This is a genomic window from Micromonospora sp. NPDC002575 (assembly GCF_042889525.1).
Classification (GTDB): Bacteria; Actinomycetota; Actinomycetes; order Mycobacteriales; family Micromonosporaceae; genus Micromonospora; species Micromonospora carbonacea.
Genome location: NZ_JBIARA010000007.1, coordinates 159,159 through 174,249 on the forward strand (window position 1 = coordinate 159,159; position 15,091 = coordinate 174,249).

At 67.2% G+C, this 15,091-nt stretch carries 9 protein-coding genes; 3 read left to right on the forward strand and 6 right to left on the reverse strand.

Annotated features, from left to right (window positions below; translation table 11 throughout):
* Positions 1–12: 12 nt before the first annotated feature.
* A complete protein-coding gene (locus ACFYWL_RS13590; RefSeq protein ID WP_386971712.1) occupies positions 13–243 on the reverse strand; it encodes an MbtH family protein in 231 nt (76 codons plus the stop codon).
* 213 nt (positions 244–456) lie between these two features.
* Complete coding sequence (locus ACFYWL_RS13595; protein WP_386971714.1) at positions 457–1,269, reverse strand: helix-turn-helix domain-containing protein; 813 nt, start codon at positions 1,267–1,269, stop codon at positions 457–459.
* Positions 1,270–2,182: 913 nt separating this feature from the next.
* Between ACFYWL_RS13595 and ACFYWL_RS13600 the strand changes: the two genes are divergently transcribed.
* The gene (locus tag ACFYWL_RS13600) at positions 2,183–6,277 is read left to right on the forward strand and encodes an Ig-like domain-containing protein (protein WP_386971717.1); all 4,095 of its coding nucleotides are present in this window, start codon (positions 2,183–2,185) and stop codon (positions 6,275–6,277) included.
* A gap of 71 nt (positions 6,278–6,348) precedes the next feature.
* On the opposite strand, the gene ACFYWL_RS13605 is transcribed toward ACFYWL_RS13600, so the two are convergent.
* Positions 6,349–8,757 (reverse strand): hypothetical protein, encoded by a 2,409-nt coding sequence (locus ACFYWL_RS13605; RefSeq protein WP_386971720.1) that lies wholly within the window; start codon positions 8,755–8,757, stop codon positions 6,349–6,351.
* Positions 8,741–9,409, reverse strand: coding sequence for a hypothetical protein (locus ACFYWL_RS13610; protein WP_386971722.1), 669 nt, complete (start codon positions 9,407–9,409; stop codon positions 8,741–8,743). Before ACFYWL_RS13610 ends, ACFYWL_RS13605 begins: the two co-directional genes overlap by 17 nt.
* Before the next feature lie 988 nt (positions 9,410–10,397).
* Between ACFYWL_RS13610 and ACFYWL_RS13615 the strand changes: the two genes are divergently transcribed.
* A complete protein-coding gene (locus tag ACFYWL_RS13615; RefSeq protein ID WP_386971725.1) occupies positions 10,398–12,389 on the forward strand; it encodes an N-6 DNA methylase in 1,992 nt (663 codons plus the stop codon).
* Positions 12,386–13,579, forward strand: coding sequence for a restriction endonuclease subunit S (locus ACFYWL_RS13620; protein ID WP_386971728.1), 1,194 nt, complete (start codon positions 12,386–12,388; stop codon positions 13,577–13,579). The genes ACFYWL_RS13615 and ACFYWL_RS13620 overlap by 4 nt, the downstream gene beginning before the upstream one ends.
* Before the next feature lie 270 nt (positions 13,580–13,849).
* On the opposite strand, the gene ACFYWL_RS13625 is transcribed toward ACFYWL_RS13620, so the two are convergent.
* Entirely contained in the window at positions 13,850–14,038 is a 189-nt protein-coding gene (locus ACFYWL_RS13625; RefSeq protein WP_386971730.1) for a DUF397 domain-containing protein, read from the reverse strand.
* Positions 14,028–14,876, reverse strand: coding sequence for a DUF5753 domain-containing protein (locus ACFYWL_RS13630; protein ID WP_386971732.1), 849 nt, complete (start codon positions 14,874–14,876; stop codon positions 14,028–14,030). Before ACFYWL_RS13630 ends, ACFYWL_RS13625 begins: the two co-directional genes overlap by 11 nt.
* Positions 14,877–15,091 lie beyond the last annotated feature (215 nt).

Sequence of the window (15,091 nt, forward strand, 5' to 3'; positions counted from 1 at the left end):
CGCCGGTCGTCCTCACCCATGGGACGCGGCGCTCTCGGCCTGCTCCATGGCGAGGGCGAGGCTCTTCGGCCGCATGTCCTGCCAGTTCTCCTCGACGAAGCGCAGCGCGTCGTCGCGTCCGCCCGGCCCCCATGCCACGGCCCAGCCCGCCGGCGCCTCGGCGAATTCCGGCCACAGCGAGTGCTGCGCCTCGGCGTTCACCAGCACCAGGAAAGTGCCGTCCGCATCGTCGAATGGATTCATGATCCGCCTCCGGTCCACATCGATGCCGCAGGGAGTCCACATAGCCCCCGGAAGCGGCCGGGGAGAATCCTGCCGGGCGATAGCAGCGGCGGCCAGAAATTGCCACTTTCACCAAGTGGCAGTTGGTGTAAACGGTTTCCGCGCGGGCACGCGGACAGCCGGACGCCGCCGGCGGCGGAATTCGCCGGGGCGAAAGCGGAGGGTGAAAGGCGGCTACGCCGGGTCGGCCACCGGAATCAGCGAGACGATCTGCAGCTCACTCGCGCTCGGATCGGTGAGGGTCACGACGTCGACAAGCGTCGTCCGGTGGTCGCTGGAGAGCCGGATGCCGCGCCTGGACCGCAGCGCGCACCCGTACGCTGCGTGGGCGTTCCACAGGCAGCGGGCCTCGGGGTTGGTCGCGAGGCAGGCGTCGACCAGGGCGGCGATCCCCGCGTCCTGGGGGTGCAGCGCCTGGGCGATACGCATCTGGGTGAGCAGCGGCGCCGCCCAGTCGGTCTCCCAGTTGACCAGCCTGCGGCGCGCGTCGGCGTCGGTGAACAGCCAGCGGGGATAGCTGGGATCGCTGCGCAGCCAGGGATAGTAGGCCTCGCAGACATCGTTGTGCAGCACCACCCGGGCATAGCGGTCGAGCACGTAGGTCGCCCAGCGCTGCCCCTCGACGAACTGGCGCAGGGCGGGGCCGAGGACGACGGCGGTCGCGCCGACCGGCGACGGCGGCGGCATCCGGCCGACGGCCAGGAGATACAGCAGCTCCCGCTCGTGCCGGTCGAGGCGCAGCGCCTCGGCGACGGCGTCGAGGAAGGCGTCCGAGTAGTTGGCCCGCACCCCGCGTTCGAGGTTGCTGTACCAGACGACGCTCACCCCGACGATCTCCGCGATCTCCTCCTGGGTGACGGTCGACCGACGGGCCCGGCGTCGCCGGGCGACCTGCCGGTCGTCGGGCACCAGCCGGTGCCGCCAGGCTCTGACGCAGGCGGCCAACTCGCTGTTCTGATCCGCCGAGACCTGCCGGATGGCAACCATTTCTACCTCGTTCTGGCGCAGCCGTGAATGATTGTTCCACGCATCTGGACCTGCACCGAAAAGGAACAACGGCCACCGGTCACACGGCTCTCCCGAGAGCCGGAAGCAGGGCGGATCGATCGGTCGACGGCTGCCCGTCGCCGGGACCGACGGATCCCGTGTACGAGACATTCGGCCAAATAGGCCAAAGCCCGCTCGCGACGACACGGACACAATCGCGTCCAGCGACCGTCACGAATGTGGATGCTACCGCTCGGGGACCCGGACACCAATAGCTGTGTATCGACCAGATCACGGTCCGGTCATCTGCCTGAAATCTTTCCACCCACCTGCACCAACTCGTCACGGACTTGGCCACACTGCACCCTTGGCCACCTCCACGGAGTGCCGCACGACTTGCCCGCGATAACCACTTTGCGTAGATCATCAAGCCCCCTCCCCACCCCTCCCCTCCCACCCCCTCCCCGGCCCCTCCCGCCCACTCCCGCCCCTCCCGGCCCGGTGATCAAGAGGTTTGCGTCAACGCAGAGATCAACTCTGACGCTTTTCTCTTGATCACCGGGCCGAGGCGGGCCGGGCCGGGGCGGGCCGGGGCGGGAGGGGCGCGTCCTCCATTCATCGGGGCGGCTAATTCGAAAGCTTCGGAACAGTTTGTGGCGGGCCCGACACGGCGGGCCGGCGTGCCGTTTTTGGGCGCTGAAATGAGTCACGAAGAAGCTCGGAGTCCCAATCGCCGCAGTTGCGGCCGGCTTCCCGTCCGGGGCGCATATCCCCTGGTAGAGGCGGTTTCGGTGCGCCGCGAGACGCACGTCATACGAAACGCGGGAGAAACGAGAGCTGGTTAGCGTCCCGCTCGTTGAACATTTCCGCTCCTTTCCGAGGAGACACTTTGAAGGCACGAACATCGAGGAGCATGCGTATTCTCCTCGCGGTGGTCGTCTCGCTGACGGCCCCGGTCGCGTTGGCCGCGCCGGCCAGGGCGGCATCCCCCACCGCAGCCGCGCCGCCCCCCGCCGCACCGGCGGGCCTGCCCGACCCGACGGCGCGCGGACCGTTCGGCCACCAGGCCGTCCAGGAGGCCAAGTTCGGCCTCGCCACCATCCAGGAGCCCAACTCCGCCGGGGCCGACCCGACGCCGGGGACGGCGCAGGCGGCGGAGCAGGTCGAGATCCGCGGCCAGCTCTACACCCCGGACTGGTCCAAGCGCGTCACGCCATCGCCGCTGATCGTCCTGGTGCACGGCAACCACGGCTCGTGCGACTCCGGGCAGAACAGCGCCCAGCTCACCTGCGCCCAGTTCAAGCACAACGAGAACGGCTACGCCTACCTCGCGGAGAACCTTGCCACCTGGGGCTACACGACGTTCTCGGTGTCACAGGACCAGCTGATGATGCGGCAGGACAGCAGCAAGGGCAAAGGCATGCACAGCCGGCGCAGGCTCATCGCCGCCACCCTGGACGCGCTGAGCGCGGCCAACCGCGCCGGGGGCCTGCCGGTCGACGAGCACACGACCGTCGGCACCACGCTCTCCGGCCACCTCGACCTGACCCGCATCGGCCTGATGGGCCACTCGCGCGGCGGTGACGCCGTGTCGAGCTTCATCGACTACAACCGCATCCGCACCGACGGCCCGCGCTACCCGCTGCGCGGCGTCATCTCCCTCGCCCCCGTGGACTACGAGCGCAAGGCCCCGTACGGCATGCCGTACCTGACGATCCTGCCGATGTGCGACGGCGACGTGTCCAACCTCCAGGGCGCGCGGCTGTTCGAGCGCAGCCAGTACGTCAACCCGGCCGACCCCTTCCCCCGCATCCAGGTCGAGCACCTCGGCGCGATCCACAACTGGTACAACACCGTCTGGTACGCCGACGGCGGCGCGGACGGCCAGGGCAACAACGACGCCGCCTGCGGCAACTCGGCGCCGTTCGCGACGAACAACATCCACCCGAACAACCTGCGGCTCAGCGGCGCGGCCAGCTACACCGACCCCGACCTGAACTACAGAATCGACAACTCGGACCCGCTGAACCCGGCCGTGAACACCAAGTTCTCCGGCGACGCGGCCCGCATGGGCGACCAGGAGAAGCTGGGGCTGGCCACGATGGCCGCCTTCTTCCGCCGCTACGTCGGCGGCGAGGGCGCGTTCCAGCCCTACCTGACCGGCGAGCTGGCCGACACCGCCAGCGGCCTACAGGTCCCGGCGACGGCCTGCCCGACCAGCCCGTCCGGCACGGCCATCCCCTGCAACGAGCGGGTCAACACCAGCTACTTCGCCGCGCCCCAGGAACGGGTGGACGTGATCCGCCCCGAGGTGGAGAACCCCCTCGGCCTCAACGCCCTCGGCGGCCCGCTGACCGGCAGCGGCTTCGCCGACCCGTACGCCCAGGCGGCCGGCGTCGCGCCGAAGCCGGCGGCGACGGCCGGCGGCTACGACTGGTGCAACCCGGAGCCCCAGGACTTCGCGCCCGCCCAGCTCGGCAAGAGCGGGCTGCCGACCGCCGCCAAGCCCTGCCCGCTGCCGGCGGCGGGCGCGCTCGGCGGGCAGAATGCCACCCGCGAGAACAGCCCGATCAACCATTCCTACGGCCGCCAGCTCACCCTCGCCTGGGAGCCGGCCTCGACCGCCACCCTCACCGCCGCGATCCCGGCCGCGTCGAAGGACGTACGGGGCCTCAAGGCGCTGGCCCTCAGCGCTGCCGTCAACTTCTTCGACACCCGCAACCCGGGCGCCGACAACCGGGGCGACAACACCCGCGACACCACCGTCGACGGCACCGCGGCGAGCCCGGTCTGGCCCAACGAACTGCCCACGTCGTACGACCCGACGTCGACCACGCAGCGCTTCGTCATCGCGCTGAGCGACACGGCCGGACACGAGGCCACCGTCGACGCCGGTGACCCGCGCTGGGGCAACGCCCTGCACATGTCCACCGGCACGAACACGCCGAACACCCACATCGTCCTCGACCAGATCCGCGTGCCGCTGAGCGAGTTCGCCGCGCAGGGCGTCGACGTCGGCTCCCTGGCCAAGCTCGAACTCCGCTTCGGGGCGGGCGACCTGCCGAAGTCCGGCTCGATCCAGCTCGCCGACGTACGCTTCCAGGAGAGCGCGGCCGGGGCGCGGCTGCTGTCGGACGGCAACCACGCCAACGGCGCGGGCTACGGCAAGCCGGCCCTCGGCGGCCCGGACCCGGCGACCTACCTCGCCGCGTACGACAACACCCCCGGCAGGGTCGCGCTTGTCGACCCGGTTGCGAACCCGCGCGGGAACACCACCTGGACCGTCGACGACGACGGCAGGCAGTGCCCCACCGCCCAGTTCGCCTCGATCCAGGCGGCCGTCGACCACGCCTCGCCGTGGGACACGATCGTCGTCTGCGCGGGCGTCTACCGGGAGTCCTCGACGCCGGTGAACCACGCCTCCAACCCCGTGCAGACCGGCGCGCGCAACGGCCTCACCATCACCAAGCCCCTGAAGATCAAGGGCGCGGGCGCGGACAAGGTGACCATCGAGCCGGACCAGTCGCTCGGCACCCTCGCGGGCGACCAGCCCTACCTGCGCGACGGCGGCGGCAACGTGATCACCGTGTCGCGGCAGTCGCTCGGCTCCACCGACACCGACGAGATGTTCGTCGACATTTCCGGCGTGACGGTCACCTCCGGCGACGTCTGGGCCGAGGCGGGCATCGCCTTCTTCGGCGCGGCCGGTCGCGTCGCGAACAGCGTCGTCGGCCCCCTGCGGGCCGCCACCACCGGGCAGGAGCTGGCCGAGCACCCGCACGGCTGGGGCATCGTCAAGACCGGCGTGATCCGGGGGGCGAGCGCCGCCACGGTCGAGAGCGAGGTGACCGTCACCGGCAGCGTGGTCACCGGCTACCAGTCCGGCGGCATCCTGTTCGACGGGGCCCGGGGCCGCGACGGCACCCCGGAAACCACCGTCCGCTCCGGCATCCGCAACCGCGGCCACGTGACCGGCACGGTCGTCGCGGGCGCGTCGACCAGCGTGTTCCCGCAGGTCGGCATCCAGTACGCCAGCGGCGTCACCGGCTTCGTGAACGACAGCCGGATCACCGGGAACCACTACCCGCCCGCGCCGGAGAAGTCCTACGGCATCCTGCTGACCGACGCCGGCACCGACACCGCCGGGGCGCTCACCGCCTCCGGCGACATCATCACCGGCAACGGGTTCGCCGTCTACAACGCCAACGCCGACAACACGGCCGTACGCGAGGCCGCCCCGGTCACCGTGACCGGCAGCTACCTCGGCAAGCGCGCGCCGCTCGCGGGCGGCCCGGCGGACCCGCGTACCGGGGTCGAGGCCGTCTCCGGCCCCGACAGCACGGGCGCGGCCACCGTCACCCTCGCCAAGCGCCTGCCCAAGCCGCCGAAGGCGGTGCCGACCGGGGTGGGTCGCGTAGCCGACCGCGCCCCGTGGGCCCAGGTCGCCGACCCGGGGCAGGGCGCGGTGTTCCAGGTCGGTACGACGGCGCACCCGCTGATCCGGGGCACCGACGACTTCGCCATCGCCTCGGCGACCCTGCTCGTCAACGGCGCCAGGGTCGGCACCAGCACCGTCGCCCCGTACCTGTTCGACTGGACGCCCAGCGCCAAGGACGCCGGCCGGCAGGTCAAGCTCCAGGCGCTGGTCGTCGACTCGTCCGGGCACGCGACGCTCTCCAAGGCAGTGGTGGGCAGGGTCGCCCCCGTGACGCCGCCGCCGACGGTGAAGCTCGGCAAGGCGACGACCGACGCCAAGGCGGGCACGGCGACGGTCGCCGCCACCGTCAACACGGCCGGCACGCTCACCCTCACCGGCGACAAGGTGGTCGCGGTGACCAGGCAGGTGAGCAAGGCGGGCACGGTCACGCTGACCGTGGCGGTCGACCCCGCGTACCGGCAGGAGTTGGTCAGGGCGGGGCGGCTCGACGTGACGGTCACGGTCGCGTTCGGCAACGCGACGGGGCAGAGCGCGAGCCAGACCGTGCAGGTGAGGCTGCTCAAGAAGTGACGATCCGGCAATTCGGAAGCTGACCGGAGGGGCCCAGCACCAGGGGCCCCTCCGGCGGTGTCCGCTCCGGTTCACCCGCTGTGCCGCCCCCGCGAAAGGGGCTCAGCCCCCGGTACGAGGCGCGGGCAGTCGGCGTTCAGCGGCGTACCGCAGGCGTTCGGCGGCGAGGAAGGCCCGCCCCAGCCCCGTCCGAACGTCCGCAGCACTGCGGCCGCTGCACTTGATGACGTAGAAAAAACGATGTTGATGGCGGTGACCGCACTGGCGTAAACGTAGACGTCCTTGACCAGGCCGAGGTAGATCAGCACACCGATGACCCCACAGGCGACCGCATAGAAGGCCGCAGAGGGCGTCCAGTGGCTGAAGGCTTCGAGTCCGGCGATCCGACCGGCCGGCACGGTCGACAGTTGCGCCGCCTTGGCTCGACGGAGCGCCAGGGCGGCGAAGGACAGGCATGACCAGTTGCAGAAGAACACGAAGAGCACGCCCACCGACGTCAAGACAGACCACCAACGCCCCTGCACCAATGTCGGCGGCAGGACGAGCAGAAAGGCAGCCACCGCAAAGAGCCGCATATGCAGTTCGGCAAGGACGGCGAGCAGGCTCAGCCACCCCTGGCGCAATCCGGCCACCAGCGGAGTCAGCCCGGCAAAGAGGTTCTGGTAGTAGCGCGCACCGACAAGGAGAAAACTCAATCCGACCATGCGTACCGGCAGGTTCTGCGCGAAATCGGAGATCGGATAGTCCGGCTGCCGCAAGTCATCGAGGTAAGGGAACCTGTCCGGCGGGGTGTCGGTCGCCTGCTGCAGAAAGGCGATCGCCTGGTTCCCCCAGTCCCACCCCAGGTCACGCAGCCACCAGGTGATCAGGACGGCCGCCGCGACATACCAGGCCGCCGCCGACAGCCAGGATGCAAAGAGGAGCCAACGAATGTTCATGCTGCGACGAGGATTTCGGTAGAGTCCCTGACGCCGTCGGATCCGCCAGACCTGCCACTGCCGGGATGGTGCTCCGGCCAGCGGCATGAACAGGTCGAGCAGGCCGGCCAGCCAGCGGATCCTGACCTGCTGGCCAGCCCGCCCCCTGCGGGTCGCCGCCATAGCGGCGAGTTCCTCATCGAAGAAGCGGCGAAGCTGTGGATAGAGGGGGGCCGGAGGCGGATCCGGTCGGAAGATGATTAGCCGACGGGTGGGTTCACCGTCAACAAGGTCTTCGATGAACCGGGCCATCACCGGGGTCTCGGCGTAGAACTGGTCTGGCACCGTGCCGTCGGAAGCGCCGGGTGCACCGGAGATGGCGACAAGTAGTTGACCGACCGAGTAGAGGTCGGTCCGGCTCGTGCCGGTGCCGCCCGCTCTGAGTTCGGGCGCGACGTAGGTTGCGTCCGGGCCCCCGATTCCGGGAAGAGCATGGGTGTAGAGGTAGTTCACGCCGAGATCGATAAGAACGAAGGAGGGGCGCGACTCGCCCTCTCCACTCGCGACGATGATGTTCGACGGCGACAAGTCGCAATGCCGAAGCCCGACCTCCTCAAGCTCAGCCATTGCCGCGAACAACTCCCGGCCCAGATCGGCCAACAGTTCGATGTCGATCTCACCCGCTGCGGCTGCGGGCCGCCGGATCGGCTTGCCGGCGGAAGCCGGCCGGGGTCCGTTGCCACGGCGGCGATCGAGGTACTCGGCGAGGGATTCCCCGGGAACGTAATCCATGAGGATCCAGCTCACGCTGCTCGCCCAGATCTTCACGAGGTGCCGAAGATCGCGACTGGGCAGGCCGTACTTGACATGGTATTCCAAGGTGTTCCTGACGATGGTCGGCACCTGTAGGAACGGATACACCAGGCACTTCAGCGCGAGCGGCCGACGCCTTCCGTGCGCCGCCCCGGCCGGGTAACCCGCCAGGATGAACGACGTGGTCCCATGCCGGTGAAACCGAAGAGTGTCGAAGTCGATGCTGTTCCACTCGCTGCGGACCGAATCGCTCAGCTCGATCCCGCTGGTTTCGTGCCCTGGAATCCAGGCATCCGGGCTGTATTGTTCGGCGAGCGCTCGACGCACGGCTGGGTCTCCCACCAGCGGCACGCACAACGATTCCCAGTCGTGACCGGTCCGCGCATTTCTGCCGTTCGGGTCAGCGGATTTGCGGGGATGGCGGTATTCGTCGGAGTGCCGCAGAGACACGAGTGTGATCAGGAGCAGCCCGAGGTGACCGAAGACGGTTTCCAGCTCTCGCTGGACCGGTTCCGGCCGGGCGCGAAATCCACTACACCACCCGTCTAGATCATCGACCACACTGTCCCAGGTGCGTTCGAACAGGCTCAGGAAACTCTGCGCGTCCGTCGGCAACTGGAGCAGTACGACCCCCCAGTTGTAGCGAGTCCAGTTCGCCAGCTCCCGCTCGGCAGGGGAGCTCTCCTCGGCCTCAGCAGAGATGGCTCGAAATACGACTGATAGACTCTCTCGCCTAGCGCTGCTCTGCATGATCCTTCGCAACTATTGTGAGGCGCGGAACAGCTCGAATACGCCCATCGGGAATGAGTCCGGGGTCGCGGTTCTCGATGGCGCAGTACATGACCTCATAAGCGCCCCGGGCTCCAGCGATGATGCGCCCGGAGTCCATCTCGTGCCTCTTGACCTCGGGCATCCACGGCAGGGGTGCCAGGTCGAGCACGTACGGCGCGTCACCCGGCTCGGTCATCCGTCGCTGCAACATCCGCCGCTCGACCCGGTAGTCACGCATCGCTCTCAGGTAGCCGGTCCCGAGCCCGTCTCTGATCGCATTGAGGTGCCGAGCGGCGTAGCGCTGCGACAGTGACACCCGGGACCGCGGCAGGCGGATCGGCCGGGTGCTGAGCGAGAGCACGTGGGTGCAGCCGTCCTGAAGTGCGATGCGGTAGGGGTGCGGAGTCAGCACACCACCGTCGACCGCCCGCTTGCCACGGAAGGCAGCCGTGCCACGCAATGCCACGGGCAGCCATGCGCTGGCCATCAGGGCGCTACGCAGGTCGGCGCGGGAGGTGAAATCGTGGACCGTCTCGGTGCGGATCTCGTCAGCCAGGGTGATCGCGATGTGCAGCGGGACGGGCGAAGCAATGACGCTGTCATAGTCGAGCGGCTTGAGCTGGTCGACCACCCGAAGGCGTAATCCAAGTCGAGGACGTACCCCCGGAAGAACCTGCGGAAATCAACGAACTGCCGGGTGGTGAGGTCATCGTAGTAGATCGACAGTGGGTACCAACTGCCCCGACCAGGAAGTAGGCGCTGTTGATCGCGCCAGACGACGCCGAGTAGACTGCGTCGAAGGCCCCGGTCATGCCAAGATCTTCCAGTGCACACAGCATGGCGCCGGAGACCACGCCTCTTATTCCACCGCCTTCGACAGCCAGCCCGATCTTGAAATCGTCCGACCGGTTGCCTGGAGAGTCGTTCTCCTTTCGCCGACGCCGCAGCGCCTCCAGGACAGGATGATTCGCCAGCCAGGGCGCGCCATCCATCGTCGGTACCCCCTTACCGAAGCCAGAATTCGCGCCGCCACCCGCGCGCTGCGTCTGCGGAAACAGATTGCCAGGCTGGTTACTCACCGTCAAGAAGGACCCTTCAAGGGTCGGATATCCTACAGGCAGTACGTCAGCAGCCCGGTTGCCTTTGACTATGCGGCCAGGGCGAATTAGTGGTTCAGCCGGCGTCGTCGGTGGAACCAGCGGCTGGGCCCCGGCACTGGCGAACGCGAGCAGTCCGTCGGCCATTCTCGTCGACGCTGGCCAAGAGCGGCCGACGCCGATAGCGCCGCCAAACCGATTAAGCGCACCTTGAGGTCGTGTAGGGTGAACGGCGCACCACGCCGCCATTCACAGGACGCCCATGCCGCAGCCCTCCCAGGTGACCGACGCCGAGACCCCCCGGCTCACCCGTGTCACGCGCGCTGCCGTGAGCAACTGGCGTCGGCATCACACCCCGGCTCTCCCGCCCCGTCGGACGAGGACGCCGCCGTCCGGGCGGGGAACGTCATCCTCCGCGATGCGGCACCAGGGCGCGTACGTCAGCCGCCTCGCCGACGAGACAGCCCGCACCCTGGCCGCCGGCCTCACCGGCGACGCACTGCTCCCACCGGAAGGACCACGTTGAACAGCAGTAAACACTCCGAGCTGGCGAATCACGCCTGGTCGGTCGCTGATCTCCTGCGCGGCGACTACAAGCAGTCCGACTACGGCAAGGTGATCCTGCCGTTCACCGTGCTGCGCCGGCTGGAGTGCGTCCTCGAACCCACTCGGGACAAGGTCCTCGCGGAGCACGACCGGCTCAAGGACAAGAACGTGGACGTCTCCCGGTTCCTGCGCCGTGCGTCCGGGCACAGCTTCTACAACGTGAGTGGCTACACGCTGGAGACGATCGCCAACGATCCTGGCCAGGCCGCGAAGCACCTGCTCGCCTACATCGGCGCGTTCTCGACGAACGCGCAGGAAGTGATGGAGCGCTACGAGTTCGCCCAACAGGTCCGGCGGCTCGACGGCGCGGGCCTGCTCTACCGGGTGGTCGGCCGTTTCGTCGACCTCGACCTGCACCCCGAGGTGGTCTCCAACCACCAGATGGGATACGTCTTCGAGGAGCTGATCCGGCGCTTCGCCGAGAGCTCCAACGAGACGGCCGGTGAGCACTTCACCCCGCGCGAGGTCATCGAGCTGATGGTGAACCTGCTGGTCGCCCCCGACGACGACGTGCTCAGCGTCCCGGGCACCTCGCGCAGGGTGCTGGACCCGGCCTGCGGGACCGGCGGCATGCTGTCGGCGGCCGAGGAGCACATCACCCGTCTCAACCCGTCGGCGACGGTCACCGTCTTCGGCCAGGAACTCAACCCGGAGTCGTGGGCGATCTGCCGGTCCGACATGATGATCAAGGGCCAGGACCCGGAGAACATCAAGTTCGGCAACTCGTTCAGCGACGACCGCCACCGTGGCCAGCGCTTCGACTACCTGCTGGCCAACCCGCCGTTCGGCGTGGAGTGGAAGAAGGTCAAGGACGAGGTCGAGCACGAGTACGAAACGCTCGGCATGAGCGGCCGGTTCGGCGCGGGCCTGCCCCGGATCAACGACGGCTCGCTGCTCTTCCTGCAACACATGATCTCGAAGATGAAGCAGCCCACCGCCGACGGCAAGGGCGGCAGCCGCATCGCGATCGTCTTCAACGGCTCGCCGCTGTTCACCGGGGCCGCCGAGTCCGGCGAGTCGCGCATCCGGCAGTGGATCCTGGAGAACGACTGGCTCGAAGGCATCGTCGCCCTGCCCGACCAACTCTTCTACAACACCGGCATCTCCACGTACTTCTGGATCTTGACCAACCGCAAGGCCGCCGGCCACAAGGGCAAGGTCGTGCTGCTCGACGCCCGCGACCAGTTCGCCAAGATGCGCAAGTCGCTCGGCGACAAGCGCAAGTTCATCACCGAAGACCAGATCAAGAACATCACCCGGCTGTACGGGGAGGCGCTCGACGCCGCCCGCGACCCCGGGCACCCGCAGCACGCCAAGGTGAAGGTCTTCGCCAACGAGGACTTCGGCTACCGGCGGATCACCGTCGAGCGCCCGCTCAAGCTCCGCTTCGAGGTCACCGACGAAACCCTGACCCGGGTACGCGACTCGAAGGCGATCGGCAGGGCGCTGGACGCGGAGGCGCTTGCCACGGCGTTGAAGTCGCTGCACGGGCAGTCCTGGCCGACGAAGCGGGCGGCGTGGGACGCGCTGCGCACCGCGATGGCCGCCGCCGGAGTGCCCTGGCCCTCCGGTGCGCCTTTCCAGAAGGCGCTACGCGAGGCGATCGGCGTGCGCGACCCCGAGGGCGAGGTGCAGCTCGTCAAGGGCCAGCCGGAGCCGGACCCGGAGCTTCGCGACTACGAGAACGTGCCGCTGGACGAGGACGTCGAGGAGTACCTGCGCCGCGAGGTGCTGCCGCACGTCCCGGACGCCTGGATCGACCACGAGAAGACCAAGACCGGGTACGAGATCATGGTGACCAGGCACTTCTACGTCTACAAGCCACCCCGCCCATTAACGGAGATCGATGCGGAACTAAATGCACTGGAAGCTGAGATTCAGGCGTTACTTGGAGAGGTGACGGGGTGAGCCGTGTAATGACCCTTCGCAGTGTCGCTGAAGTTGCCCTTGGTCGACAGCGGTCACCCCAGCACGAGACAGGTTCACACATCGTTCCATATCTACGCGCCGCCAACGTCAAAGACGGCGAACTGGAGCTGAGTGACGTCAAGACAATGAACTTCACGCCAGGAGAACAGGAGATCTTTGCCCTGCGCCCTGGCGACGTACTCATCACCGAAGGCAGCGGAAGTCTAGGATCTGTCGGCGCCTCGGCTGTTTGGCGAGGCGAACTGGAGGGCACCGTATGCTTTCAGAATACCCTTCTGCGCTTGCGCCCGAGAGACGGCGTGGCAGACAGTCGGTTCCTTGCATGGTGGACCCGGTCCGCTTTTGGCAGCGGAATATTCGCGTCCATTGCCACAGGTGCAAACATTTTCCACATTAGTGCCGAAAGGGTCCGCAGCCTGCCAATCTCCTTGCCAACATTTGAAGAACAGCGCCGAATCGCAAACTTCCTCGACGCTGAAGTTGGGAAGATGGACTCGTTGATCTCAAAAAAGATGGCAATTCTTCGCCTGATCGAAGAAAAGATCGATAGTCGAATTCTCCATATTGTCGGCGAGAGCAGCCTGGCAAATCCCGGATCCGGGCTTCCTACACTGCCAGTCAGAAGGGTGCTAAACAAACTAAGTCGACCGAGACCAGCTAACGGAAATATGATTACCGCCTTTCGGGATGGGCAAGTAACAGCTCGGTCGTTGCGCCGCAGCGAGGGTTACACGCTGACCTCAGATGTCGAACCACAGGGCCAAGGAGTCGAGGTGGGCGACGTGGTCATCCATGGGCTTGACGGGTTCGCAGGGGCGATCGGCACATCTGAAGCAGCCGGAAGTTGTAGTCCCGTGTATCACGTATGCACTCCCCAGAGAGGGGGAGATTCCCACTTCCAGAGCAGGCTTCTAAGGGTGCTCGCCACATCCGGATACTTGGGTCTTTTCGCGACAAGTACGCGGGAACGCGCGGTCGACTTCCGAAACTGGGGACAGTTTGGCCGAATTCCCGTACCCGCCGTTGCAAACGACACGCAAAAAGAGATTGGCGCCTGGATAAGGTCTACTCGACCGCTACGCGCCGCCCTGGAACGTTCGAGCGTCCTAGCCGCAGAACGCCGACAAGCCTTAATTAACGCCGCCGTTTCCGGCAACCTGCGGGGCTAGCATCAAGCCAAGACCCCACCTATTCAGCGTCGCCTGTTGATTCTGAAAATTCGGCCATGAGCATACTAACGACCCAAACCACCCCTGGGAGGATTCGGCAGAAAACTGCTGATCGTTGACCAGGAGCGCCAGGGGTTTGACGCATCAGGCAACGATGAAGACTCTCTCAAGAATGCTGCAAGTCCGCCAGCAGGGTGTGCGCCTGCGCCACCCCTGTCTAGGCGGCGAGTGGGAGCGATCTGGCCGGCATCAATGCGTCAGTTCCATCAGTCACGAGTCATGGCCGTCCACTTTGAGGCACCCGACAAACGCGTACCATGCGACGACCCCGAAGCTCAGCGTCCCGCTTTCTGGGGCCTTAGAGTCGCGCACGTCGACTTGAGCGCCCCGATCGCGTACCTCGACGCACTGGCCGTTACTCCCGGATCGGGTCGACTTGTGCCAGACATTACGCTCCATGCCTGATCAGCTCCTTGATGAACTTGACGGACTCGGCCGGCGACATGGCCAGCATCCTGAGATTGTCATACGCGGCGGACAACCGCGCCAGGTCGCGAGCCGATTCGAGGAACAGCTCGCCGGCCAGGGTCTCGACATAGCCCAACGGCGGCTCGTCCTGCTCGAAGGTGAGCAGGGCGAAACCGCTGCTGTCCGCGAGGTGGGCACCGGCCTCGAAGCGCAGGACCTGGATGGTCACGTTGGGCAGGTGGCTCGACGTGACCAGTTGGTCGAGCTGCTCGCGCAGCACCTCCGGGCCACCGACCTCCGTGCGTACCGCCGCCTCGGACAGGATGGCGTGCAACCGAAGGGGCGCGGGCTCGCGGTGCAGCACCTTCTGTCGGGTCATCCGGGCAGCAACCCGCTGGTCGATGGTGTCCTTGTCCGACTCCCGGCCAATCATGTTGACCTCGCGGGCATAGCGCTCGGTCTGCAACAACCCCGGCACCAACATCGGCTCGAAGTTCTTCAGCTCGGCAGCCTCCTCCTCGTAGGCGATGTAGGTCGCATAACGACCGCCGAGACGCTGCCACCACCCTTCCTCGCGCAGGTCGCGGGCCTGTTCGAGCAGCGACGTGGCGGGCTCCTCGTCGATCCTGATGCCATACGCGACCAGAAGCTCCATGACGTCGCCCGCACGGGGCTTGATCTCGCCGGACTCGATCCGGCTGATCCGTGACGACGAGCAGCGAACGAGCTTCGCCGCGTCCTCACCGGTCAGACCCTTGGCATCACGGAGTTTGCGCAGCTCCCGGCCGAGCCGACGGGAGCGCGGTGTCGCTGGCGTGAAACGAGGCATGTCGTGATTCTGCCTCAAACCCGCTCACTGCTGTGCCTGGCGTCCAATGCGACTCAGCGGTTGAACCGAAACAAGGTCTTGCTTTGCATCACTTGATGCGCAACTCTGGACACACACCGCCCACGGATCGCTTCGCTGCGTGACGTGCGGGACAGGTCAAGCTGCACGGCCGGGGAGCGGACGTCGCAACGCTCGTTCTCCGTCTCCGCCAGAGG

Excerpts from the sequence above, each read along its gene's own strand:
- ACFYWL_RS13590 (WP_386971712.1), bottom strand. The coding sequence starts at position 243 with ATGAATCCATTCGACGATGCGGACGGCACTTTCCTGGTGCTGGTGAAC.
- ACFYWL_RS13595 (WP_386971714.1), bottom strand. The coding sequence starts at position 1,269 with ATGGTTGCCATCCGGCAGGTCTCGGCGGATCAGAACAGCGAGTTGGCC.
- ACFYWL_RS13600 (WP_386971717.1), top strand. The coding sequence starts at position 2,183 with ATGCGTATTCTCCTCGCGGTGGTCGTCTCGCTGACGGCCCCGGTCGCG.
- ACFYWL_RS13605 (WP_386971720.1), bottom strand. The coding sequence starts at position 8,757 with ATGCAGAGCAGCGCTAGGCGAGAGAGTCTATCAGTCGTATTTCGAGCC.
- ACFYWL_RS13625 (WP_386971730.1), bottom strand. The coding sequence starts at position 14,038 with ATGGAGCGTAATGTCTGGCACAAGTCGACCCGATCCGGGAGTAACGGC.
- ACFYWL_RS13630 (WP_386971732.1), bottom strand. The coding sequence starts at position 14,876 with ATGCCTCGTTTCACGCCAGCGACACCGCGCTCCCGTCGGCTCGGCCGG.